Below are 23,931 nucleotides of genomic sequence, written 5' to 3'. Positions count from 1 at the left end.
GTCATGACAAGTTCAAACATGTTCAAAGAGATCCGGGAGATCCCCGATGCGGTCGACCGGTTATTCTCTCACTCTTCTGCCGCACTGACTGCCTGCGGATCAAACTTCCGGAAACTCGATCCTTCGGTTGTCGTCACAATTGCACGCGGCACGTCCGATCACGCGGCCAGCTTTTTAAAATATGCCATTGAATTGCAGACAGGCGTTCCTGTCGCCTCGCTGGGGCCATCGCTTGCGTCCATCTACCAGCGGCAACTGAAAGTGAGCAAGGCGGCAGCCATCAGCATTTCGCAATCCGGCAAAAGCCCGGATATCGTCGCTTTGGCACGCTCCGTCACAGATGCTGGCGCAAGTTCGGTCGCTCTGGTGAACACAGTCCCGTCGCCTTTGGCTGAGGCTTCAGCAACAGCCATCTCGCTGGCCGCCGGTCCGGAACTGGCTGTAGCTGCAACAAAGTCGTATGTGAATGCGATCGTGGCCGGTCTGGCCATTGTCGCCGAATGGACCGAGGATGATGCGCTCAAGAGCGCGCTGCTAGGACTGCCGGGTCAATTCAGAAAGGCGTTCGAATTGGACTGGAGCGACCTGACGGACCAGCTCGAAACGGCGCAATCCCTCTATTTCCTGGGCCGTGGTCCTTCGCTTGCAATTGCAGGAGAAGCAGCACTGAAGTGCAAGGAAACGTGTGAACTCCACGGTGAGGCCTACTCATCCGCTGAAGTCCTGCACGGACCAGTCTCGCTGGTTTTCGGTGGGTTCCCGGTTCTGGTGTTCGCAGCCGCCGATGCTGCCGAGCAGTCAGTGGTCGATGTTGCTGACCAACTGGCCGGAAAAGGTGGCAATGTCTTTGTGACCTCGCCGCACGCGCGAACGGCGCGGAAATTGCCGCGTGTTTCGACAGGCCATCCGCTCACTGATGCGCTTATACAGATTGTGCCGTACTACAAAATGATTGAGAGCCTGTCGTTCCGGCGCAACCTCGATCCGGATGCACCGCCGGCGCTTCAGAAGGTAACTGAGACGCTATGAAGTTGAGCGATGACCCTGCCAGCGATTTTCTGATTGCCGGCGCTCAGATATTTGACGGCCAGCGTTGGCATTCTGGCAAGACCCTGACGGTCACGCGGGGCAAGATCGGCGCTCTTTCCGAGAGCAAACCAGATACTGCGACGATGCTGCGCCGCGTGCCCGAGGGAAGCCGGATTGTACCGGGTTTCGTTGATCTCCAAGTCAATGGCGGTGGAGGGGTGCTGTTCAATAATGATCTGACGGTGTCGGGAATTGAAACCATTTGCGAGGCACATCGCGCTTTTGGCACCACGTCGCTGCTTGTCACTTTGATCACAGATACGCCGGAAAACACCGAACGTGGCATCAAGGCCGGAATTGAAGCGGCCAGACAGGGCGTCTCCGGCTTTGCGGGCCTGCACCTTGAGGGACCTCACTTATCCATCGCGCGCAAGGGCACTCACGCCGCTGAGCTTATCCGGCCGATGACCAATCAGGATCTGGCTTTGCTTTTGCAAGCCGCGCGTGACTTGCCGAAATTGCTTGTTACGCTCGCACCTGAGAGCGTGACGCCGGTGCAGGTTCGTCAGCTGGTTGATGCTGGCGCTGTTGTCAGCCTGGGGCATAGCGATGCAGGCATTGAGACGATCCGGCTTTTTGTCGAGGCGGGGGCTTCAATGGTCACGCATCTCTTCAACGCGATGAGCCCTTTGCGGCACCGGGAGCCAGGGCTGGTGGGCGCTGCTCTGGGGTTTGGTGAGTTGAGCTGTGGTCTTATTGCGGACGGGCATCATGTTGACCCGATTGCAATCCGAATTGCTCTGAAGGCCAAACAGGGGCCGGGCAGGGTATTTCTTGTAACCGACGCAATGTCTTCCATCGGTTGGCACGGACAGAGTTTCCGGCTCAATGGCCGTGAAGTCTTTCGCCAGAATGGGCGTTTGACCCTTGAAGACGGAACACTGGCAGGCGCTGACATCGACATGTTGACCTGTGTGCGGTTCATGATGACTGAAATCGGCCTTCAGGTTGACGAGGCACTGCGGATGGCAAGCCTCTATCCCGCCGAAGCGGCCGGGCTTGAAGGGGCTGGGTTGCTCCTGCCGGATGCGCAGGCGAACTTCCTGGTTCTTGGGCCAGGTCTGGAGATTCTTGCCAGCGTCATTGGTGGGCAGTGGCTGGATCATCAGGGGGGCGCTGGATGATTGTCTGTTTCGATATCGGCGGCACGGCAATCAAGGGTGCGTATGCACGTGCGCCCGGAGACATTGCGCAGGTGCCCAGGGTGCCTACCCCGACCGCGGACTTCGAGGCTTTTGTCGCTGTTTTGGCGAGGATCGTTTCTGAAGCGCCGGAACCGACCAAAGTGGTGGCGCTCTCAATCGCCGGGGTGGTCGATCCTGACACCCGGTGCATGATTGTAGCTAACATTCCCTGCCTTCACGGCATCGATCTGGCAACAGAACTGGCCGCAAGACTATCGCTGCCGGTTGTTATCGCCAATGATGCGGACTGTTTCGCCATGGCGGAAGCCGGTTTCGGGATAGGCCGGGGCCATGACGTTGTCTTCGGCATCATCCTGGGATCTGGGGTTGGCGGCGGGCTGGTGGTGCGCGGACATTTGATCAACGAGGACGGCGGCTATGCCGGGGAATGGGGGCATGGGCCTGTTTCGGCAACTCGCGCCGGGCCGCTGTCCCGCGACGTTCCAAGATTTGCCTGCGGATGTGGTCAGACGGGCTGTCTTGACGCTGCCTGCAGCGCGCGCGGGCTCGAGCGAATTGACAAGCATCTGCATGGACGAGATCTCACAAGTGAGCAAATCATCGCCGAGTTTGAGGCCGGAGCCTCCAAGGCGCAGGAAACAATTGACGTTTATGTCGATATCTTGTCAGGACCCCTGGCGCTTCTGATCAATACGACGGGGGCTTCCGTTGTTCCGGTTGGGGGAGGGCTCTCAAATGCGGTGCCCCTGATTGACCTGATCGACCGCGAAACGCGCAAAAAGACCTTGCGCCGTTTCAAGGCTCCACTGGTTGTACCAGCGGCCTGCAGGATAGAACCTGGCCTGATTGGAAGCGCCATTCTTGGTTTTCAAAAGGTCGCCAGGATATGATCCGGGGCTGCAGTGCCACCCCACATGCCCTTTGGAAGGGGTAGAATTGTCCGCGACGGTTTTCCTGGCTGGGAAAGTGCGGAAACGATGAAGGAAGTCATTGCTTCGATTGGCGGGGGAACTCCGCCTCATTGCCCGGGAGGCGTTTGCTTGTAACTCGGGCAAGTCTTTGGGTGAAGACCAGTATTCGCCGATCTGTGGGACAAGGAAACAGACCGCCACTGGAGCAACAGCTCAGTGCTGCCCCTCGATTTCCCGTGCAAATTCATGAGCCAACTCAGACAGAATGCGGTTCACTGCGTCAGCGGGCTCGGACATTGGCAACTGGCCGGAAATACACATCGACATATGTGTTTTCAGGTTTGGCTGGGTTATCCTGTAAAGGTGTGCGGCTTGAACCTGTGACCTGATGGCGGTTGCTGCGGAAAACGGCAAAATCGAGTTCGCGATTCCGTTCTGAATGGCATCAACCATCAACGAGATGGACTCGGTTTCCGCAACAACGGACGCCGAAAGTCCCACGCGCGTGAGCGCTGTGTCGATGACTTTGCGAACCGTATGCATACGGCTTGGCAGGATCAGTGGCTGTGCGACAGCATCGGAAAAGGCGATTTCGGTGCTGTCCTCTCCCTCCATTCTTTTTCCGATATAATAGAGTTCTTCGCTCAGCACGGGTTCAAAAGCCAGGCCCGGTGTTTCACCGGGATCATAGATCAGGGCGATATCGACCTTGCCCATCATGACCATCTCGCTGATCACGGCCCCGACGTTTTCATTGATGTGCAAGATAATGCCGGGATGCTGGGCCCGGACGGTCTGCAATACGCGCGACGCAAGGAGCGACCCGAGGCTCAGGGGCGCAAGAGCAACAGACACGAACCCTGAAATGTCTGCCGAGCTGTTACCGATATCGATCTGCGCCTGATCCATTTGCTTCAGGATCTGCTGGCTGTGGCGATACAGGAGCTTGCCCGCCTCTGTCGGGGTCACGCCGCGTTTGGAGCGCAACAACAAGGGTTTGCCGAATTGGGCTTCCAGCGCTGCAATTTGCTGGCTCAACGCCGGTTGCGCGATATGCAAGATGGACGATGCGCGGGTGATGCTGCCGATATCAACGATTTTCACAAAGGCATGAAGCCGTCTAATGTCCACGAAATCGGTCCTTTCCAACCGGTTTTAACGATGCAGCGATGCTCCGCGAAGTTTCTGCATTCAAAACACTATTCTTGCTGAACTTACGAACAATCAGCGCCGGAAGGGAAGATACATAAGCAAACGCTATCATATCAGAGCGAAGTGTTCTTTTGCCGTCACCGGGCGACTGGCTAGGCTGCTGGGCGCAACAGATGTTACGTCCAATCGGAACAGACTTGCGCAGCTTATTATAATTCTGAGTAGCGACAATAAGCCGGGGCGTAAAGAGGGGAACTGAACACATGAAAAAATTCACGAATTGGATCCTTGGCGCCGCTTCCTTGGCGATTCTGGCCGGAGGCATTGCCCAACCTGCCGCTGCCGAGACACAGCTGCGTCTTTCAGACGTTCTGCCCGACAGCAACTTCATGGTGAAAAACGCCATTACCTTCGCAGAAGCTGTCAAAGAAGCCACCGACGGAGAAGTTGTCATCACCGTCGGCGCATCCGGCTCGCTCGGTTTCAAAGGCCCGGACCAGCTCGGCGCAGTCCGGGACGGCCTGGTCGACATGGCTGACATCAACATCAGTCAGCAGGTTGGGATCAATCCGCTGTTTGGCGCGGAAGGGGTGCCGTTCCTGGTCAGTTCCATGGACGAGCTGCGCGACTACCATGCTTTCCTGCGTCCGGAATTCGAAAAACTCGCTGAGCAGAACAACCAGAAAATCCTTTATATGGTTCCCTCGCCCGCGCAGTATGTCTATCTCAACGAAAAGGTGGATGACATCGAAGGCTTCCGTGGCATTATCGTTCGGGGTGCGGACAAGAATACAGTCGACATCATCACGTCGATCGGCATGGCCGGTGTGGTCGTTCCGTGGGGTGAACTGTTGCCCGCCCTGGCGTCCGGGCGCGTCAAAGGCGTTGCCACATCTGCAACGTCCGGCGTTGACGGCAAGTTCTGGGAGTTCCTGGAATACATCTACCCGACCAACCACACCTGGGGTTCCAACGCCGTGACGATCAATCTCGACACGTGGAACAGCCTTTCGGCCGAAGACCGGGCCGCGATCGAGAAAGTCGCTGCCGATCTGGAGCCGGGCTTCTGGGACATTTCACGTGAGGGCGATCTGGCGAGCATCCAGACCATGACTGAAAACGGAATGGTTGTCGTTCCGCTCTCCGACGACCTGAAGGCAGAGATCGCTGAGCGCGCCAAAACCGTTCAGGATGTCTTCTTCGAGCGCGTTCCTGCAGCCCTCCCGATCGTTGAGGCCTATCGCGCGTCTCTCGGGAAAAACTGACATGAATGAACCGTCTCGCTCGACCGAATTTTCGGAACCGCGCGGACCTGCTGCGGCCCTGCAAGGGGCCGCAGACATGGTGTCGCTCGGGGCGGCGTGGGCGGCAGGCATCTGTATCTTGTTGCTGACACTGTTGGTTCTGCTCGATATCTTCCTGGCCTTCTTTTCAGGCTTTATGCCTTCGGTGCCAACCAGCACGGGGATAGGCTGGGAATACAGTGCTTACCTGATGGGATCCTCTTTCCTGCTTGGCTCCGGCATGACGCTTCGTGCCGGGTTGCAGCTGAGGGTCGAAGTGCTGATGTCATCGCTGGGTGGTCGCATGACACGCTTTTTCGAAGGCTTGTCGGCGGCGCTGGGCGTTGCGGTCACGGTGCCGCTCGCGCTTTGGCTCGCGCGGTTTTGCTACCGCACCTACAGCTATGGGGAAGTGTCTCAGGACAGCTACACGCCTCTCTGGATTCCACAGCTGGTGCTGGCTATCGGTGCGGCTGTCCTGGCTTTTCAGATGGTTGCCCGTTTGGTCACATGCCTTGCCGGACACCCCGTCAATCGGAGCAGTCTGGGCGCCGCAAGCGCGATCGAGTAGCCGCGTTTGCCGCTTCGAATTCATCTTTTCCCTCTATAGGAAGGAACCAGAATGGGTGCCATTGTCGCCAGTCTGTTTGCATTCTTGTTTGGTACGCTGGCCCTTGGCGCATGGATAGGCATCGCCCTTCTGACAACCGCCATAGGCCTGGGGTGGTTCTTCACCGGAATCCCGATCGACAAGCTGTTTCCGCAATATATCTTCAACATCCTCACAACCCCGGATCTGGTAGCCCTGCCCCTGTTTATCCTGATGGGCGAATTCCTGTTCAGGACGAAACTGTCGGAAGCGCTGTTCACCGGTCTCGCGCCGTGGGCCGGACTGCTTCCGGGGCGTCTGCTTCATGTGAATGTGGTCGGCTGCTCGATCTTCGCGGCGATTTCCGGGTCGTCTGCGGCAACGACGCAGGTGGTCGGACGCATGACGCTGAAAGAACTGCTGGCGCGCGGCTATTCGCCGGAGATTGCCATTGGCAGTCTGGCCGGCGCAGGCACGCTAGGCTTTCTCATCCCGCCGTCCACGGTCATGATCATGTATGGGGTGCTGGCGAATGAATCCGTTCTCAGGCTGTTTACAGCCGGTTTCATTCCCGGCCTGCTTCTGTCCGCCGTCTTCGGGGCCTGGATCATGCTCCGGACAACGCTGAAACCGGAACTGGTGCCCGAGAGCGAACGGGCGATGCGCCACATGCCGTTGCGGGATCGGATTGCCGCCCTCAAGGACCTCGCGCCTGCGCTGTTTCTGATTGTCTGCGTTCTGGGCTCCATGTATGGCGGCCTGGCAACGCCGTCGGAGGCCGCCGCGCTTGGCGTTCTCGGCGCTTTCGCCGTCTCCCTGTCGCAAGGGGCCCTGACCTTGCGTGGCCTGCGCGATATCCTGCTCGGGGCCGTTCAGACCTGTTCCGTGATGGGCGTCATCATCCTGGGGGCTTCCGTTCTCGGAAACATAACCTCGATTCTCGGAATTCCGGCAGCCGTGGCCAGCACGGTCACCGAGTGGAACCTGTCGCCGATTGTCCTGATCCTGGCCCTGATCGTGCTTTACCTGATACTGGGAACGGCCCTTGAAGGCTTCTCGATGATCGCAACAACCCTGCCGGTCGTGCTGCCGCTGGTCGAAGCGGCCGGTTTCGACAAGGTATGGTTCGGCATCTTCATCGTGCTCGTTGTCGAGATGGCTCAGATCACGCCGCCGGTTGCCTTCAACTTCGCGATCATCCAGAACATCACGGGACGCAGTACGGCATTCATCGCACGTGTTACGTTTCCCTTCCTGTTGATCATGATCGGATTTGTCATCCTACTGGCACTGTTTCCCGGGATCGTCACCTTCCTGCCCGACTTGCTTCTGGGATAACGCATGACAAGGAAAAGCCCCTGTTCCGTGAGGAGCAGGGGCTTTTCCGGTCAACAAGAGGCTTGCCGGATCAAAGATCCGTTGTCAGACCCTTTTCGGCAAGAACCTTTTCCAGATTGCAGACGTCGATGATTGTGCGCCCTGCCTTGTAAGCCGCGATAAAGCCGGCCTCCGCATCTTCCCGGGCCTGCGATTTGTTTGCCACTTCGGCAGCATCCTCGCGCAACACGGTGACAAGACCGTCCGCATCGCCCCGGATCACATCTCCCGGACGAACCTCTACGCCGCCAATAATGATGTTGCCGTTGATCTGCCCGAGGGTTTCCTTGACGGTCCCCTTGATGCTGACGCTCAACGAGAAAACCGGCAGACCCAGCTTGATGAGTTCCGCCGTATCACGAACACCAGTATCGGTGACCACACCCGCAATCCCCTTGGCAACGCAGGCATTGCCGAGCACATCACCGAAACTTCCGGCTTCTTCGTATTCGCCGGCCGAAACGACGATCACATCGCCGGGCTGAGCGTAATGGATGGCCAGTTGAAGCATGATGTTGTCGCGCGGTGCGCTGACGACGGTGAAAGCAGGACCGCAGACCGACATGGACCGGTCGATCGGCTTGATCCGGGAGTTGAGCGCCCCCAGACGCCCCTGTGCTTCATGAATGGTCGCGCTGCCGAATTTTCCCAGCGCCGCGCAGTCTTCCGGTTTTGCACGTTCGATTTTGGTGATGATATGTGGCATCGGCATACTCCCAATGATGTCCTGATCTCCGGCAAGTGTCCCACTGCCGTGATCGTCGATCATAAAGAACCACCGGAAACCGCGATAAGAGCCGTTCGCTCTGACGTGATTTCAGTTCCCGATGCAACGCATCGGAAGCCGGTCATTCCAATCCAGTCTGACATCATCAATTTCTGCTCATGCTAAAAATCGGGCAGGAGCAGCGCTGCACTCAACGCACAGAAAACAAGGAATTAGGCCGCGCAATGACCGTCGATGCCGCACATCTGACCTCGATCATGGAATGGATGTCAGCACAGAGTGTGAAGGAGCTGGACCTGACCGAAAACGGCGTCAGGATCCAGATTGTCCGGCATGAGAATGTCCCGTCGGCAGTCGGTGCAATCCCGGCAACTCGGCCCTCGTCCTCCCTGGCGGCTTCCGGGCCTGAGCAGGACGCGTTGACGATCATGGCGGAAATGTCGGGCCTGTGCCATCTCACGCCCGATCCCGGGTCAGCCCCCTTCGTACAGGTTAGCGATCCGGTGTCCCCTGGCCAGACGCTCTATGTGATTGAAGCCATGAAGGTGATGACTTCAGTCGGCGCGAAGGCGGCCGGCACGGTGGAGGAGATCCTGATCGGCAATGGCGATCAGGTCCAGCCGGGCACACCGCTTTTCAGGATGTCGGCATGACGGCCGCGCCTCAAACCGTCCTCGTCGCGAACCGCGGCGAAATTGCCCTCAGGATCATCCGCGCCTGCCGGTACCTGGGGCTGCGTGTCGTCTGCGCACATTCCGAAGCAGACCGCGATGCGCCATATCTGAAGGCAGCTGACGAGACCATCTGCATCGGCCCTGCCGCTGCCGCGAAGAGCTATCTGAACATCCCGGCCCTTCTGGCCGCCGCCAGGACGCTCGGCGCCGACATGATCCATCCGGGTTATGGCTTCCTGTCCGAAAGCGCCGAATTTGCAGAGGCGGTCGCCGCGGCGGGGCTCACTTTTATCGGACCGAGCGCCGACGTCATGAGAATGATGGGCGACAAGGTTTCGGCGAAACGTGCCATGGTCGCCCACGGCGTACCCTGTGTGCCGGGACCGGACGCAACCCTCCCGGAAGATCCGGCGGTCATAGCGGCCATCGCTGAGGATATCGGTTACCCGGTGATCATGAAGGCTGCCGGCGGCGGCGGCGGACGCGGCATGCGCGTCGTCACGAACCCATCGGAACTGATCGAAGCTGCCATGCTCACCCGTCAGGAAGCGGGCAGGTTCTTCGGTCAGTCCGATATCTACATGGAAAAGTATCTTGCCAGGCCGCGGCATGTCGAGATCCAGATCCTGGCTGATAGCCATGGCAACGCCATCTGGCTCGGCGACCGGGATTGCTCCATGCAACGGCGGCACCAGAAGGTTGTCGAAGAGGCGCCGGCTCCCGGGATCGATCGTGGGCTGATCGCGGAAATCGGTGCCCGTTGTGCCGCATCCTGCCGGGAGATCGGCTATGTGGGTGCCGGAACATTCGAATTTCTCTATGAGGACGGCCAGTTCTTCTTCATCGAGATGAACACCCGCGTTCAAGTCGAGCATCCCGTGACCGAGATGGTGACGGGCCTCGACATTGTTGCAATGCAGATTGATGTCGCCCGAGGCGCGGCCCTCGCGGTGACCCAGGACCAGGTCCGCACGACCGGTCATGCGATTGAATGCCGGATCAATGCCGAAGATCCGTCCAGCTTTGTATCGAGCGCAGGGACAATCACCGGCCTGCGTCTTCCCGGTGGTCCCGGTGTGCGGGTCGACACCCACGCTGTGGCCGGCATGACGGTTTCGCCGTTCTACGATTCGATGATCGCCAAGGTCATTACCTTTGGCCAGACCAGGGACGAGGCGCTGGCGCGCGCGCGTAGCGCACTTGCCGAAATGCAGGTCGAGGGCGTGCTGACCAATATCCCGCTGCACCGTCAAATAATGGCTGAACCGGAGTTTTGCGCCGGCGGCGTGAGCATCCATCACATGGAAAGCTGGCTCAAGACGCGGGAGGGCGACAATGCAGCCTGAAGCCGCGCGCGTTTCCATGCTTGGCAGCCATGCTGTCCTGTTCACGCCCGATTGCCCGTTCGACCTTGAGGATCAGCAGCGGATCTGGGCCTTGGCCGACAGGGCGGCACAATGGTCCGATGTCCGGGAAGCCGTTCCCGGGATGACCAACCTCACGCTTCTGCTTGATAGCATTCCACAGGATCTGGATGCCTTGGCCGCGCAACTCTGCGAAGCCTGGGAAAGCGGTATTCGCAAGGTCGTCGACGGCAAACTGCTGGAAGTTGGCATCCACTACGGTGGGGAAGGCGGGCCGCATCTGGATGAGGTGGCCACAATGACCGGCCTCAGTGTGGAAGAGGTGGTGCATCTCCACTCGGAGCCGGAATACACGGTTTATGCTGTCGGCAGCCATGCGGGCTATTGCTATCTTGGTGGTCTGGATCCCCGGCTGGAAACACCGCGCCGCAAGGTGCCGTTGACCAATCTTCCGGGTGGCTCCCTCTCCCTGGCCGGCATGCAAACGGGCGTTTCCGCGTCCGCGGGGCCCAGCGGCTGGAACACCATCGGCACCGCCGACGTGACGTTCTTCGATCCCCTGCGCAGTCCGGCCTCGCTCTTGTGCCCTGGCGACAGGATCAAATTCACACCGCTGGCGATGAACCGATGATCGAGATCCTGAGCATACCTCCGCTCGCGACGGTGCAAGATCTGGGTCGGGACCATCATTGGTTCCAGGGCCTCGGACGTGCCGGGGCCATGGATCCGGTGGCATTGAAGCTGGCAAACCTGATGCTCGGCAATGAGCCGGGCGCAGCAGCCTTGGAAATACCCCTCAGCCCGGCCAGCTTCCGGTTCGGCCAGGATCAGGCATTCGCCCTGGCGGGTGCGGCCTGCGGCGCAAGGCTGGATGATGTCCTGCTCCCCAAGACGTGGGCCGGCATGGCCAGGGCCGGTCAGGAATTGCATCTCGGGCCGTTCCGGAACGGTGGACGCGTCTATCTTGCCCTGAGTGGCGGCATCGATGTGCCTGAAATCCTCGGTTCGCGAAGCACCCAGCTGCGTGAAGGGTTTGGCGGGTTCAAAGGTCGTATCCTGCGCACTGGCGATGTCTTGAAGCCGGAACTGGCAACCTCTGAGGATTTCCCGGCAAATGGCGTCAGCCTTGCCGTTCCGGAACTCACCCGGCCGCATGGCGAGACGATTGAACTCAGAGCCCTGCCTGCGGCGGAGCACGAGAGCTTCACGGAGGCTGCAAGGTCTTCCTTCTGGTCTGAAACTTATCGGATAACGCCGCAAAGCAACCGCCAGGGCTACCGTCTTCAGGGACCGGATCTTCGCCGCGACCAGGCGGGAGAACTGCGCTCACACGGGATCATACCCGGCATCGTACAGGTTCCGGGCGGCGGTCAGCCGATCATCCAGCTGGCTGATTCAGCGACCATGGGCGGCTATCCCAAGATTGCCGCCGTGATCAGTGCCGACCTCTGGCGGTTGGGGCAAACCGTGCCAGGCGACCGCCTGCGGTTCGTGAGAACGGACCTGGACGGCGCGCGCGCCGCAGAGCGTGAGCTGCAGGGGCTGTTCGACAAGCTGACCAACGACCGCAAGGCATGGCATGGCCTGCAACAGGGGTGGAGATAGTCATGACATCGGAAGATCTCGATCAACTCGTCACGGCCATGCGGGCCAATGCCGTCTCGTCGATGATCGTCGAGGCACCGGAGCTCACCTTGCGGCTGGTCCTTCCGGACGGCAGCACGGGACCGGTCAACGCCGCACCGCCGAGCGTTCCGGAACCCGCCCGGATCCCGGTCAGAAGTCCCGGAATCGGAACCTTTTCGCCAAGGGGCCTGGAGGACGGGCTTGAGCCCATCGCCATGGATCGGGCTGTCATCAACGGCGAGATACTCGGCTATGTCGCTCAGGGGTCCGCACGGCACGCCGTGATCGCGCCTGTTGCCGGCACACTGGTTGGCGAACTGCCCGGTACCGGCCGGATCACCGGATATGGCGACATCCTCATGACTTTGGAAGTGCGTCCATGAACATCGACCTGAACTCCGACATGGGCGAAGGCTTTGGTCCTTATCAGATTGCCGACGATGCTGCGCTCATGGGTCTGGTAAGCTCCGCGAATGTCGCCTGCGGTTATCATGCGGGTGACCCCGTCATCATGGACCGGACCATCCGGCTGGCAAAAGACCACGGCGTCGATCTTGGCGCCCATGTGAGCTACCCGGACAGAATGGGTTTTGGCCGCCGCCGGATCGATATGGCGTTGCCCGAGCTGGAGGCTCACGTCCTTTACCAGCTTGGTGCGCTCGCCGGACTTGCCGCCCGCGCTGATCACAAGGTCACCCACATGAACCCCCACGGGGCGCTCGGGAATCTGGCCAGCGCGGATCCGGCGACGGCGGAAGCGCTCGTCCGCGCCACGCGATCCTTTGATCCGGAAATCGCCTTTCTCGTTCTGCCTGGCAGCGCTCTGGATCGTGCGGCGCTGGCTGCGGGCAGCCGCACCGTGAGGCTGTTCCTGGCGGATCGTGGCTACACACCCGATGGACAGCTTGCTCCACGCTCCCGGCAGGGAGCCGTCATTCACGACCCGGACGCTGTTGTCAGCCGCGTCCTCAAGGTGATCGAGACGGCAACGGTCGAAGCCATTGACGGGACGGCAATCGATATGCCGGTGCAATCCATCCTCATCCACTCAGACACCGCCGGAGCGGTAAGGCTGGCGCAGACGCTACGCGACGCGATTGCCCGGGCCGGCGGCACAATCACACCGCTGTCGCAAGACAGCCAAAGGTCCGGTTCCTCCGGACAAACACTCTTCAGGAAGGACTAAAATGCCATTCTCAGATTACAAGACAGCGATTGTCACCGGGGCCTCCGCCGGAATGGGCTGGGCCATTGCCGAGCGCCTGCGGACCAATGGCATCACCGTGCATGCGCTGGCCCGGAACGCTGACAAGCTCGCCGATCTGGAAAAGCACTGCGGCGTCATTCCCCATGCAATCGATGTCTCGGACACAAACGCCGTCACCGAATTGCTCAATGGCCTGGAAATCGACATTCTCGTCAACAATGCCGGCGTTTCACGCCCCGGCAACCTGTTGTCTTCCGATGCCTTCGATGTCGATGAGCAAATCGACGTCAACCTGCGTGCCGCGTTGCACCTGTCCCGCCTCCTGCTGCCCGGCATGATGGAGCGCGACAAGGGCCATATCATCAACATTACCTCTATCGCCGGTCATTATGAGTTCAGCGGTCATACGGTCTATCACGCGACCAAGGCAGCCATGCACACGGTGTCCCGCCAGTTGCGTACGGACGCCTTTGGACGCCGGGTTCGCGTCACCGAGATCTCTCCGGGCCGCGTTGAAACCGACATCTTCGCCAAGGTCGAGAAGATCGATCCGGCGCTGGCCAAGAAGAAATACTTCGAAGGTTTCGAAATGCCGCAGCCGTCAGACATCGCTGACGCCGTCAATTATGCCATCGACGCCCCGCAATACGTCAACATCGGCATGATCGAGCTGATGCCGACGCTCCAGGTTCCCGGCGGGCTTCGCACTGCCAAACGCGATGGCGACACCGTCATCCTGTGACCAGACAAGACGCAGCCTGACCTCTCGGGCTGCGTTTTATGGTGCGGAATTATTTTGAAGAACCCCAGACTCCGGAGTTGACCATGTCAACCTTTGTTCCAGCACGCCGTGTCTCCGACATCAGCATCTCTCCCAGCACGGCGGCAGCCCAGAAGGCGCGCGATCTGCGCAATGCCGGCAAGGATATCGTCGACATGACCGTCGGCGAGCCGGACTTCGATACGCCGGAAACCGTCAAGGCTGCCGGCATTGCGGCGATCAGGGCCGGAGAGACGAAATACACGCCCGTCAATGGCACACCCGCCCTGCGCGATGCGGTACAGCATGACTTCAGGCGGCGTTTGGGTCTCGACTTCACGTCCAGCCAGATCTGTGTCGGAGGCGGCGGAAAACAGATCCTTTTCCTGGCTCTGATGAGCTCCGTCGAAGCCGGAAGTGAAGTCATCATTCCAGCCCCCTATTGGGTGTCCTACCCGGACATGGTGATCGCCAATGGCGGCAAGCCGGTTGTTGTCAAATGTGCTGAAGAGGACGGTTTCAAGCTGAACCCCGCCACTCTGGAAGCCGCCATCACCCCCGCCACCCGCTGGCTGGTCTTGAACTCGCCGTCCAATCCGACAGGCGCGGCTTACACGGAAGCCGAGCTTGTTGCGCTTGGAGAGGTGCTCTTGCGGCATCCGCAGGTCTGGGTTCTGTGCGACGAGATCTACGACCAGATCTGGTACACGTCCGGTTCTGCCAAAACGATCTCCGCCGTTGTTCCGGCAATCGCGGACCGGACCCTGATCGTCAACGGCGTTTCCAAATCCTACGCCATGACGGGCTGGCGGATCGGCTATGCCGCGGGACCGCAGCCCTTGATCGATGCGATCAACAAGCTGCAGTCGCAAATGTCATCCTGCCCGTCGTCCATCAGCCAGGCTGCGGCGGCCGAAGCTCTGACCGGCCCGCAGGATTTCGTCACCGAAAGCGTCTCCGTTTACCGCGAACGGGCCGATCTGGCCGTTGCCCGGTTGAACGCAATCCCCGGATTGTCGTGTCTCGCACCGGATGGCGCCTTCTACCTCTATCCCTGCTGTGCTGGCGTCATGGGCAAGACCACTCCATCGGGCCAGGTTCTGACCTCCGACCTCGACTTCGTCATATACCTGCTGGAAGAAGTCGGTGTCGCCTCCATCCATGGCGCGGCCTACGGCATGTCGCCCTATTTCCGCCTGTCCATCGCGACCAGTACGGAAGTCATCGAAGAGGCCTGCAAGCGGATTGAAAAGGCCTGCAGCCTGTTGAAATAAAACGATCAATTCAGCCTGCAGGCTTGGAAAGCAGCCTTCCGGCCTGCAGGTTCGTTCAACCGTATGACGGTTGGCGGCAGCCCCGCCGGACACCACTGGCGGGGCTGATTGCGTTCCAACCATCCGCTGGCAGGGCTCGGTAGAAAAGGGGCACCCGGAGCGTTGCCGTTCGGGTCGCTGTCGGTAACGGTTGGTATCAGCCGGCTTTACCTTCCCCGAACATCTCAACGGTTTGTTCTTTGTCATAGCGCCCCAAACGCAGGTCTTCGGCGATCAGCTCGGGATCCCGCTCTTTCGGGTCCCCGTAGCCGCCACCGCCAGGCGTGCCGACGCGCACCCGGTCACCGGGTTTCAGCGGTATGTCCTGCGCCTTCGACAGATGTTCAGGGATGATCGTCTTGCCATCTTTCAGGATTCTCACCGAATTCGGCTGCCCGTCCGAGCCGCCAAGAGCGCCCTGGGGACCGAACCGGCCGTGATCCATCACGAAGCTCGCCGTGGCGTGACCGCGCAGCAACTCGATTTCATAATCGAGACCGAAGCCGCCGCGATGTTTTCCGGCGCCGCCAGAGCCTTCGCGCAGGGCATATCGATGGTAGAGCACGGGGAACTGTTGCTCCATGATCTCAACCGGTGGCGCCTTGGAAATACCGATGGTCGAGCAACCGTTCGCCAGACCGTCATGATCGCTGTTGCCGCCGTAACCGCCGCCGGAAATCTGATACATGACGAAGTTCCGGCCCCGCTCGGGATCATATCCCCCAAGCGCGAAATTTCCGGAACTCCCCGCCGGTGCTGCCGTCACCAGATCCGGCAATGGCTCCACCAGGGTCGCAAAAACGGCCTCGGCAATGCGTTGGCTGACTTCCGCGGCACAACCGGAGACGGGACGCGGATAATGGGCATCCAGGAACGTGCCCACGGGCGTCTTCACATGCAGCGGCTCGAAGGCGCCCGCGCTGATCGGAACGTCCGGAAAAATATGGCGCATCGCCAGATAGACCGAAGACAGGGTTGTCGCCAGAACCGAATTCATCGGTCCGATGCACGGCTCTGAAGATCCGGTGAAGTCGAATTCCAGGATGCCGTCCCTGGAAGTCACCGCAAGGCGAATTTCCAGCGGTTCATTGACGACGCCATCGCTGTCGACATAGGCGACCGATCGATAAACGCCATTGGGGATCAGCGCGATATTCGCCCGCATTTGCTCGCTGGCCCTGCGGCGCAATTCCCCGATCGCCTCAAAGACCACATCGTCACCGTAGCGATCCAGAATCCGGGTGAGGCGTTCGGCGCCGACGAGAAGTGCTGCCGCCTGGGCCTTCACATCGCCGATCCTTTGTTCGGAGACGCGAATATTGGAACAGATGATCGAATAGATCTCCGTATCGAGCTCGCCTTGCTTGAACAGCCGCACGGGTGGCAGGCGCAAGCCTTCCTGCTCGACAGACGTGGCGGAGGCCGAAAATCCACCTGGAACCGCGCCGCCGGTGTCGGGCCAGTGCCCGGTGTTGGACAGCCAGCAGACGATCTTGTCATCGCGGTAAAACGGCATGGCAAAGCGCACATCCATCAAATGCGTGCCGCCGAGATATGGATCGTTGACGATATAGATGTCGCCCGGTTTCGGCGCAGCAACCGTTCCCGATCGGATCATGTCGATCAGGGTTCTGGTGGAATACTGCATGGTGCCGACGAAGACCGGCAAACCGCCGGCGCCCTGGGCAATCAAGGAGCCGTCTTCCGCAGAGTAAATTCCGTCGGAGCGATCATTGGCTTCCGCGATGACCGGCGAAAAGGCGGCGCGTGAAAAGCTGAGATCCATTTCATCGCAAACCTGCTGCAGGCCGGATTGGATAACGCTGAGGGTGATCGGATCGATACTCATGCGTTTTCTCCGCCGTTTTCAGATGCAAGCGTGATGATGATGTTGCCATCGTGGTCCTGCGCCGCGACATCTCCGGGTTCGATGACAATCGTGGTGTCCATCTGTTCGACAATCGCCGGACCTTCGATCACCGCGTCGAGCGGAAGAAAATCCCGCCAGTAAATGGGCGTATCGGTCCAGCCGTCGAACCAGACCTTGCGATGGTCCGTCACGGCCTGGTCCGGGGTTTCCCGCCGGCCTGCCGGATCGATCAGCATGGACAGGTCGATCTCCTGGCGGCGCCCGATGACCGATGTGTTGACATTTACAAGGCTCGCGCGGATCTCCGGCAGCTCCACATGGAACCGGCTGAAATAGGCTTTCTCGAACAGGTCCTGAAGGTCCTCGCGGCTTGGTCTGGGCGTCTCGAGCGGAACCCGGAGAACATGTGTCTGGCCGATGAACTGCATGTCGACCGAACGGATCTCCTTCAATTCCTCAATCGGCACGCTTTCCTTGTCGATCAAACCGCGCCCTTCCGCGGATTGCTGATCGAAAAGCGCGTGCACCGCATCCATGTCGACGGCATCGAGCGGCCGATTGACCGTATTGACGAAATCGTGGCGCAGATCGGCGACCACGCAGCCCAGGGCATTTGTGATGCCGGGGCGGGACGGCACGAGCACTCTGGGGACGCCCAACTCTCTCGCAATCGCCGTTGCATGCAGCGGACCCGCCCCGCCAAAGGCAAACAGGGCGAAGTCACGCGGATCCTCGCCGAGACTTATGGACACCATGCGAACCGCATCAGACATCCGCGCATTGGCGATCCGCAACACGGCCGCGGCCGCTTCATTCGCTGAAAGGCCGAGCGGCAAGCCCAGTTTTTCGGAGAAAATCGCCTCGATATCTTCAAGGGAAATCTTGTTGGCGACGGAATTCAGCTTGTCCGGGTTCATCCGCCCCAGCAGGAGATTGGCATCGGAGATGGTCGGCTGGGTGCCGCCACGGCCATAGCAGACCGGTCCCGGGCTCGAGCCGGCACTTTCCGGGCCGACCTGCAGGAGACCGGCATCGGTGACCCGCGCAATGGACCCGCCGCCGGCGCCGACGGTGCGCACATCGACCATAGGCACATGGATCGGCATGGCATATTCGATCTCTATCTCGTTGGAGACTGCCGGCTCGGCGCCGCGGATCAGGGCGACATCGGTCGAGGTCCCACCCATGTCATAGGTCAGCAGGTTCGGAATTTTCGCCCGCCGCCCGGTGTAGGCGGCTGCCATGACACCGGACGCGGGACCGGACATCACCGTCTTGGCCGCCTCCCGGGCGACCCGGCGCGCCGACACCATGCCTCCATTGCCGTTCATCACCAGAACGTCGTGACGATAGCCCTCACGCGCGAGGTGATCCGCCAGGCGTTCCACATAACGGCGCAACAGCGGTTGAACGGATGCGTTGATGGCGGCAGTCACGCCGCGCTCGAACTCGCGGCTTTCGGACAGGAGCGCGTGCCCAAGGGTGATGTTCTCATTTGGCCAAATCTCGGCGGCGATCTCGCCTGCCCGCACCTCATGGGCCGGGTTGGCATAGGAGTGCAGAAAATGGATCACGAGAGATTCACAGCCGGCATCGATCAGCGCCTTGAGCGCGTCACGCAAGGCCGTCTCGTCCAGCGGCACGAGTTCCTCGCCAAAGGCATTGAGTCGCTCGGGCACTTCAAGCCGCAGATTGCGCGGAATGATCGGCCGGAACTCACCCTTCATCCCGTAAGGCTGAGGCCGTGTCCGCCGGCCAAGTTCCAGGATGTCACGGAAGCCCCGGGTGGTGACGAGCCCGGTTTTGCAAAGATTGCGTTCCAGAACCGCATTTGTCGTGGTCGTCGTGCCGTGAACGATCAAATCCACCGCCGCCAGGTTCGTCTCGGCTGCATGCAGGGCATTCAGAACTCCGAACGCCTGATTGTCCAGGGTTGTCGGCGTCTTGGCGAGGCGAACCTTGCGGGCACCGGCATCAAACAGCACCAGGTCTGTAAAGGTGCCCCCGACATCCACACCGGCAACGAGGCTGTCCAAGGCTGAAGTGTCTGTATGCGACGATGGGCGGGCGTTGGAACCATTCATGGAGATTAGGTCTCGCTGGTTTCTAATGTTTGTATACTAATGAGTCTAAAGATCGAAAACCGGCTGAGCCACGCTGGGTTCCTGCCGGTTTTCGACTGTCAGTTGGCGCTCAATGCCCGGATTGCAGCACGCACCTTGTCCGGCGTTGCCGGAAGGTTGCAGACACGAGCTCCAGAAGCATCCTTGATGGCGTTCAGGATCGCCGGGGCTGTCGGGATCAGGCAGTGCTCGCCGAGCCCCTTGGCACCATAGGGGCCATGGGGATCGCCACTCTCGATGATGATGGTTTCAATGGGAGGCACGTCGCCGATCGTCGGGATCAGATAGTCATGCAGGTTTTCCGTCCGCCCGGGAAGGAACTCCTCCATCATCGCCAGGCCGATGCCTTGCGCCACACCGCCCTGTACCTGACCTTCCACCAGCAAGGGATTGATCGCCTTGCCGACGTCATGCGCTGCGGTGATTTTCAACAATTTGACCGTCCCAAGCGCCAGGTCGACCTCGACTTCGGCCATTTGCGCCGTCGTGCCGAACACCGCATAGGGTTCGCCCTGTCCGTTCTCATCGAGGGGCTGTGTCGGCGGATCATAGCTCTCGGTCGCCTCCAGAACGTAAGCCCCGCCGCTTTCAGGACTGAGAGAAGCCAGGGAAATGATGCTCTCCACGCCATCCTCGATCAACCGGATTCCGCCGTCCGCAATGTCGATTGATGCCGCGGATGAAACGTTGCCGAGACGAAGGATCTTGGCTCTGAGCGCTTCACCGCAAAACCGTGCAGCATTCCCGGTGATGAAGGTTTGCCGGCTTGCGGATGTCTTGCCCGCATCCGGTGTCACGTCGGTATCCGGGCCGATCAATTCGATCCGGTCGACCGGAATTCCCAGCGCGGTTGCAAAAATCTGGGCGATGACCGTGTTGGACCCCTGACCGATATCCACGGCTCCCTGATGCAGCATCAAGCGACCTTCAGCCGTGATGCCGGCCTTTATCGTTGAAGGGTTCGAGAGGGACGTGTTGCCACAGCCGTACCAGCCACCGGCAATCCCGACACCGTGCTTTACGGTTTCACTTGAAGTGTTGAATTTAGTGGCAGATTCAAGGGCTTTTTCCCAATGCGGCTTCAGACTTTCAAAACACTCGACAATTCCCATGCCTGTTTCGAATACCTGACCCGTGACCGTGGGGTCGCCGTTGCGCAAGGCATTGCGACGCCGGAATTCCAGCCGATCCATGCCGAGTGCATTGGCCAGATCATCATAAAGCGGCTCCTGGGCGAGCGCTGATTGCGGCACGCCAAATCCGCGAAACGCTCCGGCAGGCGCGCAATTGGTATGCACGCCGGCACTTCGCGCCACATAGTTCGGGGTTCGATACGGACCGGATGCATGGATCGGCACGCGATTGGCCACCGTCGGACCCCAGCTTGCATAGGCTCCCGTGTTGAATGTTCCGTCAAACACGGCCCCCACGATGGCCCCCTCCGCATCCGCGCCAATGCGCATGGCAATCTCGGAGGGATGCCGCTTTGTCGTGGACATCAGGGATTCCGTGCGTGTGTAGGTGACCCGGACCGGTTTGTTCAGCTTCAAGGCGGCCAGGGCGACATAGGGCTGCGCGGAAAGATCCAGCTTGGAACCGAAGCCTCCGCCGGTCGCCGTAGGAACGATGCGGACATCGCTCGTGGGCAAATCCAGCAATCGGGCGATGCTTGACAGGTTCATGAAAGGGGCCTGCGTGCAGCAATGCACCTCGACGCGCCCGCCGACCATCTGGGCGAAGGCGGCTTCCGGCTCGATATAGCCATGCTCGATGAACCCGGTCGAGAAGGTGCCTTCAACGACGACCGCCGCATTTTCAAGCGCCTGTTCCGGCTCGCCGCGACGAACCAGACCACGGCACATGATGTTTTCATCGCGGCCCGCGTGCAGGTCATCTATCCCGTCGGCAGTGGCCGGAACGAGAGCCTCCGGCAGGGGAGACCAGTCGACGGGAAACAGCGAAAGATCGAGCGAATTCACGATTTCCTGCACACCGACGACGGCGGCAACCGCTTCCCCCTTGAACTTGACCGCGGTCTCGGCAAACATCGGCTGGTCTTCGAAACCGGGTATGACACCAAAGATATTCTCACCGGGTACATCCGCGGCGGTCAGAACCAGATCCAGACCGTATCGGGCCCGATATGCTTCAAGGTCGCCGAGGCTGAAAGCCGCGCGATGATAGGGAGAGCGGATCACCCGCAGTCCAAGCGCATTTGCAGGCGCCGCGTCATCGCCGAACAGTTCCGTGCCGGTGACCTTGGCAAATCCGTCGATCCGCGCCATGGCAGACCCGACGCCGCCGCTCTCCGGCAGTGTGTCGAGGCCCGCATCCATCACGGCATCGATGATCTTGCGATAGCCGGTACAGCGACACAGAACGCCGCCAAGCGCATCGAGAACCTCTGCCTCTTCCAGCTCTTCGCTTTCGCGCAGCAGGGCAACCGCAGACACCATCATGCCGGGTGTGCAGATGCCGCATTGGGCGGCCTGATGGCGCTGGAAAGAACGGACCAGCGTTTTCGCATGAGGATCGCTTTCAACCAGACCGGTCAGGGTTTCGACTTTCGCATCCTGAACCTGGGCGACAGCGGTGGTGCAGGAACAGACAGCCAATCCATCGACGAGGACCGTACAGGCCCCGCAGTCGCCCGCATTGCAGCCGACCTTGACATCCTTCGATCCGGCGCGCTCACGCAGCGCGGTTGACAGGCGCTCGGCGGGGGGCGCCTGAAGGTTCACGGCAACGCCATTGAGATCAAACGAGATCACTGCCTGATCGTCTACATCCAAAAGAGCCATGATCAGGCACCTCCCTCTACTGCCATCAAAATGGAACGACAAATCAACTCACGGGCAGCCTCGAGCCGGTAATCCGCGCTTGCACGCACGTCGCTCAATGGCGTCAGCTCTTTCAGCTCGGTCTTGGTCAGGAGATCCCGGAGCGCCGCGCCTTCAGGCCGAATGCCAACCAGGGCCGCTTCCAGATCCGGCAGCCGCCGGGCAACCGCCGAACAAGCGCCAACCGCAAGCCGGGCCTGTGAGATTGCGCCCGCCGGATCAAGCACAATGGTAGCCGCGACCATGGCAATCGAAATCACCAGGTATTTGCGCGCGCCGAGCTTCAGGAAACTCGAAACCCCATTCTCGCAATCGGGAACAACAACAGCCGTTACGATTTCGCCTGGAAGAAGCCCTGTTTGGCGCACACCGGTTATGAACTCTTGAAGCGTCACTTCACGCAGGCCCGAGGGGCCGGCGATTTCAACGACCGCATCCAATGTCAGCAGGGCCGGAACGCCATCGGCGGCCGGAGATGCGTTGCAGATATTGCCTGCAATCGTGCCGGCATTTTGAATCTGGATTGACCCGACTTCGCGTGCCGCCAGTTTCAGGCCATCGAAAAGTGCCGGCAAGTCCGCGCGCGAAACATCCCGCCAGGTTGCCGTTGCCCCGATCCGCCAGCCGGCCTCCTTCCGCCTGATCCCGCGCAGGGCTGAAAGCCGCCCCAGGTCGACAACCGGTCCGGATACAGGCGCATCCATCAAACCCGGATAGAAGTCCGTGCCGCCGGCAAGCAAGCGTCCACCGCTCTCCGCGAGCAAGGCAATCGCGTCTTCCAAAGTCTCAGGCTGATAGAATTGCATCGGCGTCCTCAACGCATTTCATTTGTATACTAACAAAACTGAATCGAATTGGATCAACTGTCAAGCAGCGCATCCCTTCGCATCTGCGCAAATTCTAATCAGGCAAACCAAATTTGCAGCGGGCGCTAATTTTCATTTGCATGCAAACGAATTTTTTGTCAGCGTTATGCCGAATTGAATTTCACGAAGGAACACCCGAATGCAGGACGCGATGACCATCGAGACACCCATCCTGGCCGGAGCGCCGTCGCCATTTTGTGTACCCAAAGGTTGTTACGCTCTGACGGTAACCGACGTTCAGCACTATACCGACACCTTGTTCCGGTTTCGCGTCACGCGACCGCAGGAATTTCGTTTTCGCTCCGGCGAGTTTGTAATGATCGGCCTGCCAAATTCAGACAAGCCGGTATTTCGAGCCTATTCTGTCGCAAGTCCGTCCTGGGATGAAGAGCTTGAATTCTATTCGATCAAGGTTCCGGACGGTCCCTTGACCGAGCACCTGCAGAAGATCCAGCCCGGCGATACGGTGATCATGCGGAAAAAGGCGACGGGGACGCTGGTCAACGATGCCCTTTTGCCCGGCAAACGCGTCTGGATGTTTGCCACCGGAACGGGACTTGCTCCTTTTGCCAGTCTGGTTCGGGACCCGGAAACCTATGACAAGTTTCAGACGATCGTTCTGGTTCATGGCTGCCGCACAGTGGCGGAACTCAAATACGGCGAGGATCTGGTCGCCGCGCTCAAGGACGATCCGTTGATAGGCGAGATGGTCGATGGAAAGCTGCTCCACTACACCACCGTGACCCGGGAAGATCACCCGAGGCAAGGCCGCATTACCGACCTGATAACGTCAGGCAAGCTTTTTGAAGACCTCGGGTTGCAACCCATGGGGCCGGAAGAAGACCGCGCGATGATCTGCGGCTCCATGGCCATGCTCCGCGACACCAAGGACCTCTGCTTGGATCACGGCATGAGCGAGGGTGCGAACAACAAGCCAGGTGAATTCGTTGTCGAAAGAGCCTTTGTCGATTGAGCGGGAATTTGCCTCGATTTTCACCTGTCCTGCCCAGCAAAT

Annotated in this window: 21 protein-coding genes; 15 read left to right on the top strand and 6 right to left on the bottom strand. The window is 59.9% G+C overall.

The genetic code is table 11. The features are described 5' to 3' along the window. Positions 1-3 precede the first annotated feature (3 nt). The 3 genes from OA90_RS12025 to OA90_RS12015 are packed head-to-tail and all read left to right on the top strand — an operon-like array spanning position 4 to position 3,124. Complete coding sequence (locus tag OA90_RS12025) at positions 4-1,029, top strand: SIS domain-containing protein (protein ID WP_068411372.1); 1,026 nt, start codon at positions 4-6, stop codon at positions 1,027-1,029. Positions 1,030-1,031: 2 nt separating this feature from the next. After that, on the top strand, positions 1,032-2,213 hold the full coding sequence (gene nagA, locus OA90_RS12020) for an N-acetylglucosamine-6-phosphate deacetylase (RefSeq protein ID WP_244274603.1): 1,182 nt from the start codon (positions 1,032-1,034) through the stop codon (positions 2,211-2,213). Then, a complete protein-coding gene (locus tag OA90_RS12015) occupies positions 2,210-3,124 on the top strand; it encodes an ROK family protein (RefSeq protein WP_068411366.1) in 915 nt (304 codons plus the stop codon). The genes nagA and OA90_RS12015 overlap by 4 nt, the downstream gene beginning before the upstream one ends. A gap of 234 nt (positions 3,125-3,358) precedes the next feature. On the opposite strand, the gene OA90_RS12010 is transcribed toward OA90_RS12015, so the two are convergent. Further along, complete coding sequence (locus OA90_RS12010; protein WP_068411606.1) at positions 3,359-4,276, bottom strand: LysR substrate-binding domain-containing protein; 918 nt, start codon at positions 4,274-4,276, stop codon at positions 3,359-3,361. Between the two features lie 284 nt (positions 4,277-4,560). On the opposite strand from OA90_RS12010, the gene OA90_RS12005 reads away from it, so the two are divergent. The 3 genes from OA90_RS12005 to OA90_RS11995 are packed head-to-tail and all read left to right on the top strand — an operon-like array spanning position 4,561 to position 7,507. Then, positions 4,561-5,562 (top strand): TRAP transporter substrate-binding protein, encoded by a 1,002-nt coding sequence (locus tag OA90_RS12005; protein ID WP_068411363.1) that lies wholly within the window; start codon positions 4,561-4,563, stop codon positions 5,560-5,562. A 1-nt stretch (position 5,563) separates the two neighbouring features. Next, the gene (locus OA90_RS12000) at positions 5,564-6,151 is read left to right on the top strand and encodes a TRAP transporter small permease (protein ID WP_068411361.1); all 588 of its coding nucleotides are present in this window, start codon (positions 5,564-5,566) and stop codon (positions 6,149-6,151) included. Between the two features lie 51 nt (positions 6,152-6,202). Continuing rightward, positions 6,203-7,507 carry a TRAP transporter large permease subunit gene (locus OA90_RS11995; protein WP_068411359.1) on the top strand — a complete coding sequence of 435 codons (1,305 nt, stop codon included), beginning with the start codon at positions 6,203-6,205 and terminating at the stop codon, positions 7,505-7,507. A gap of 70 nt (positions 7,508-7,577) precedes the next feature. Here the strand turns inward: OA90_RS11995 and OA90_RS11990 are convergent, their stop codons facing one another. After that, positions 7,578-8,252, bottom strand: coding sequence for a 4-carboxy-4-hydroxy-2-oxoadipate aldolase/oxaloacetate decarboxylase (locus OA90_RS11990; protein ID WP_068411602.1), 675 nt, complete (start codon positions 8,250-8,252; stop codon positions 7,578-7,580). A 245-nt stretch (positions 8,253-8,497) separates the two neighbouring features. Between OA90_RS11990 and OA90_RS11985 the strand changes: the two genes are divergently transcribed. The 8 genes from OA90_RS11985 to OA90_RS11950 all read left to right on the top strand — a co-directional run bounded on the left by OA90_RS11985 (position 8,498) and on the right by OA90_RS11950 (position 15,178). Continuing rightward, the gene (locus OA90_RS11985; RefSeq protein WP_068411357.1) at positions 8,498-8,926 is read left to right on the top strand and encodes a biotin/lipoyl-containing protein; all 429 of its coding nucleotides are present in this window, start codon (positions 8,498-8,500) and stop codon (positions 8,924-8,926) included. Then, entirely contained in the window at positions 8,923-10,293 is a 1,371-nt protein-coding gene (accC, locus tag OA90_RS11980) for an acetyl-CoA carboxylase biotin carboxylase subunit (RefSeq protein ID WP_068411355.1), read from the top strand. The genes OA90_RS11985 and accC overlap by 4 nt, the downstream gene beginning before the upstream one ends. Continuing rightward, positions 10,283-10,942 (top strand): 5-oxoprolinase subunit PxpB, encoded by a 660-nt coding sequence (gene pxpB / locus OA90_RS11975; RefSeq protein ID WP_068411353.1) that lies wholly within the window; start codon positions 10,283-10,285, stop codon positions 10,940-10,942. The genes accC and pxpB overlap by 11 nt, the downstream gene beginning before the upstream one ends. After that, entirely contained in the window at positions 10,939-11,916 is a 978-nt protein-coding gene (locus tag OA90_RS11970) for a biotin-dependent carboxyltransferase family protein (RefSeq protein ID WP_068411351.1), read from the top strand. Before pxpB ends, OA90_RS11970 begins: the two co-directional genes overlap by 4 nt. Before the next feature lie 2 nt (positions 11,917-11,918). Further along, the gene (locus tag OA90_RS11965; RefSeq protein WP_068411349.1) at positions 11,919-12,320 is read left to right on the top strand and encodes a hypothetical protein; all 402 of its coding nucleotides are present in this window, start codon (positions 11,919-11,921) and stop codon (positions 12,318-12,320) included. Next, positions 12,317-13,123, top strand: a complete 807-nt coding sequence (locus tag OA90_RS11960) for a 5-oxoprolinase subunit PxpA (RefSeq protein ID WP_068411346.1) — start codon at positions 12,317-12,319, stop codon at positions 13,121-13,123. Before OA90_RS11965 ends, OA90_RS11960 begins: the two co-directional genes overlap by 4 nt. A 1-nt stretch (position 13,124) precedes the next feature. Continuing rightward, positions 13,125-13,886, top strand: coding sequence for an SDR family oxidoreductase (locus tag OA90_RS11955; RefSeq protein WP_068411344.1), 762 nt, complete (start codon positions 13,125-13,127; stop codon positions 13,884-13,886). An 83-nt stretch (positions 13,887-13,969) separates the two neighbouring features. Continuing rightward, a complete protein-coding gene (locus OA90_RS11950; RefSeq protein ID WP_068411339.1) occupies positions 13,970-15,178 on the top strand; it encodes an aspartate transaminase in 1,209 nt (402 codons plus the stop codon). A 196-nt stretch (positions 15,179-15,374) separates the two neighbouring features. On the opposite strand, the gene OA90_RS11945 is transcribed toward OA90_RS11950, so the two are convergent. From OA90_RS11945 to OA90_RS11930, 4 genes are all read right to left on the bottom strand, one after another. Further along, positions 15,375-17,066 carry a hydantoinase B/oxoprolinase family protein gene (locus tag OA90_RS11945; RefSeq protein WP_068411333.1) on the bottom strand — a complete coding sequence of 564 codons (1,692 nt, stop codon included), beginning with the start codon at positions 17,064-17,066 and terminating at the stop codon, positions 15,375-15,377. Beyond that, positions 17,063-19,171, bottom strand: coding sequence for a hydantoinase/oxoprolinase family protein (locus OA90_RS11940; protein WP_068411326.1), 2,109 nt, complete (start codon positions 19,169-19,171; stop codon positions 17,063-17,065). Before OA90_RS11940 ends, OA90_RS11945 begins: the two co-directional genes overlap by 4 nt. 98 nt (positions 19,172-19,269) lie before the next feature. Next, positions 19,270-22,011 (bottom strand): molybdopterin cofactor-binding domain-containing protein, encoded by a 2,742-nt coding sequence (locus tag OA90_RS11935; protein WP_156510468.1) that lies wholly within the window; start codon positions 22,009-22,011, stop codon positions 19,270-19,272. A 2-nt stretch (positions 22,012-22,013) separates the two neighbouring features. Next, entirely contained in the window at positions 22,014-22,856 is an 843-nt protein-coding gene (locus tag OA90_RS11930) for a xanthine dehydrogenase family protein subunit M (protein WP_068411323.1), read from the bottom strand. A gap of 199 nt (positions 22,857-23,055) precedes the next feature. Here OA90_RS11930 and OA90_RS11925 point away from each other — a divergent pair, with 199 nt between their 5' ends. Beyond that, on the top strand, positions 23,056-23,889 hold the full coding sequence (locus OA90_RS11925) for a ferredoxin--NADP reductase (protein WP_082836999.1): 834 nt from the start codon (positions 23,056-23,058) through the stop codon (positions 23,887-23,889). The last annotated feature ends 42 nt before the right edge of the window (positions 23,890-23,931 follow it).

The organism is Labrenzia sp. OB1 (assembly GCF_001624695.1).
Classification (GTDB): Bacteria; Pseudomonadota; Alphaproteobacteria; order Rhizobiales; family Stappiaceae; genus Roseibium.
This window is presented reverse-complemented; position numbering and strand designations above follow the sequence as displayed.

Excerpts from the sequence above, each read along its gene's own strand:
- OA90_RS12025 (WP_068411372.1), top strand. The coding sequence starts at position 4 with ATGACAAGTTCAAACATGTTCAAAGAGATCCGGGAGATCCCCGATGCG.
- OA90_RS12015 (WP_068411366.1), top strand. The coding sequence starts at position 2,210 with ATGATTGTCTGTTTCGATATCGGCGGCACGGCAATCAAGGGTGCGTAT.
- OA90_RS12005 (WP_068411363.1), top strand. The coding sequence starts at position 4,561 with ATGAAAAAATTCACGAATTGGATCCTTGGCGCCGCTTCCTTGGCGATT.
- OA90_RS12000 (WP_068411361.1), top strand. The coding sequence starts at position 5,564 with ATGAATGAACCGTCTCGCTCGACCGAATTTTCGGAACCGCGCGGACCT.
- OA90_RS11995 (WP_068411359.1), top strand. The coding sequence starts at position 6,203 with ATGGGTGCCATTGTCGCCAGTCTGTTTGCATTCTTGTTTGGTACGCTG.
- OA90_RS11990 (WP_068411602.1), bottom strand. The coding sequence starts at position 8,252 with ATGCCACATATCATCACCAAAATCGAACGTGCAAAACCGGAAGACTGC.
- OA90_RS11985 (WP_068411357.1), top strand. The coding sequence starts at position 8,498 with ATGACCGTCGATGCCGCACATCTGACCTCGATCATGGAATGGATGTCA.
- accC (WP_068411355.1), top strand. The coding sequence starts at position 8,923 with ATGACGGCCGCGCCTCAAACCGTCCTCGTCGCGAACCGCGGCGAAATT.
- pxpB (WP_068411353.1), top strand. The coding sequence starts at position 10,283 with ATGCAGCCTGAAGCCGCGCGCGTTTCCATGCTTGGCAGCCATGCTGTC.
- OA90_RS11970 (WP_068411351.1), top strand. The coding sequence starts at position 10,939 with ATGATCGAGATCCTGAGCATACCTCCGCTCGCGACGGTGCAAGATCTG.
- OA90_RS11965 (WP_068411349.1), top strand. The coding sequence starts at position 11,919 with ATGACATCGGAAGATCTCGATCAACTCGTCACGGCCATGCGGGCCAAT.
- OA90_RS11960 (WP_068411346.1), top strand. The coding sequence starts at position 12,317 with ATGAACATCGACCTGAACTCCGACATGGGCGAAGGCTTTGGTCCTTAT.
- OA90_RS11955 (WP_068411344.1), top strand. The coding sequence starts at position 13,125 with ATGCCATTCTCAGATTACAAGACAGCGATTGTCACCGGGGCCTCCGCC.
- OA90_RS11950 (WP_068411339.1), top strand. The coding sequence starts at position 13,970 with ATGTCAACCTTTGTTCCAGCACGCCGTGTCTCCGACATCAGCATCTCT.
- OA90_RS11945 (WP_068411333.1), bottom strand. The coding sequence starts at position 17,066 with ATGAGTATCGATCCGATCACCCTCAGCGTTATCCAATCCGGCCTGCAG.
- OA90_RS11940 (WP_068411326.1), bottom strand. The coding sequence starts at position 19,171 with ATGAATGGTTCCAACGCCCGCCCATCGTCGCATACAGACACTTCAGCC.
- OA90_RS11935 (WP_156510468.1), bottom strand. The coding sequence starts at position 22,011 with ATGGCTCTTTTGGATGTAGACGATCAGGCAGTGATCTCGTTTGATCTC.
- OA90_RS11930 (WP_068411323.1), bottom strand. The coding sequence starts at position 22,856 with ATGCAATTCTATCAGCCTGAGACTTTGGAAGACGCGATTGCCTTGCTC.
- OA90_RS11925 (WP_082836999.1), top strand. The coding sequence starts at position 23,056 with ATGCAGGACGCGATGACCATCGAGACACCCATCCTGGCCGGAGCGCCG.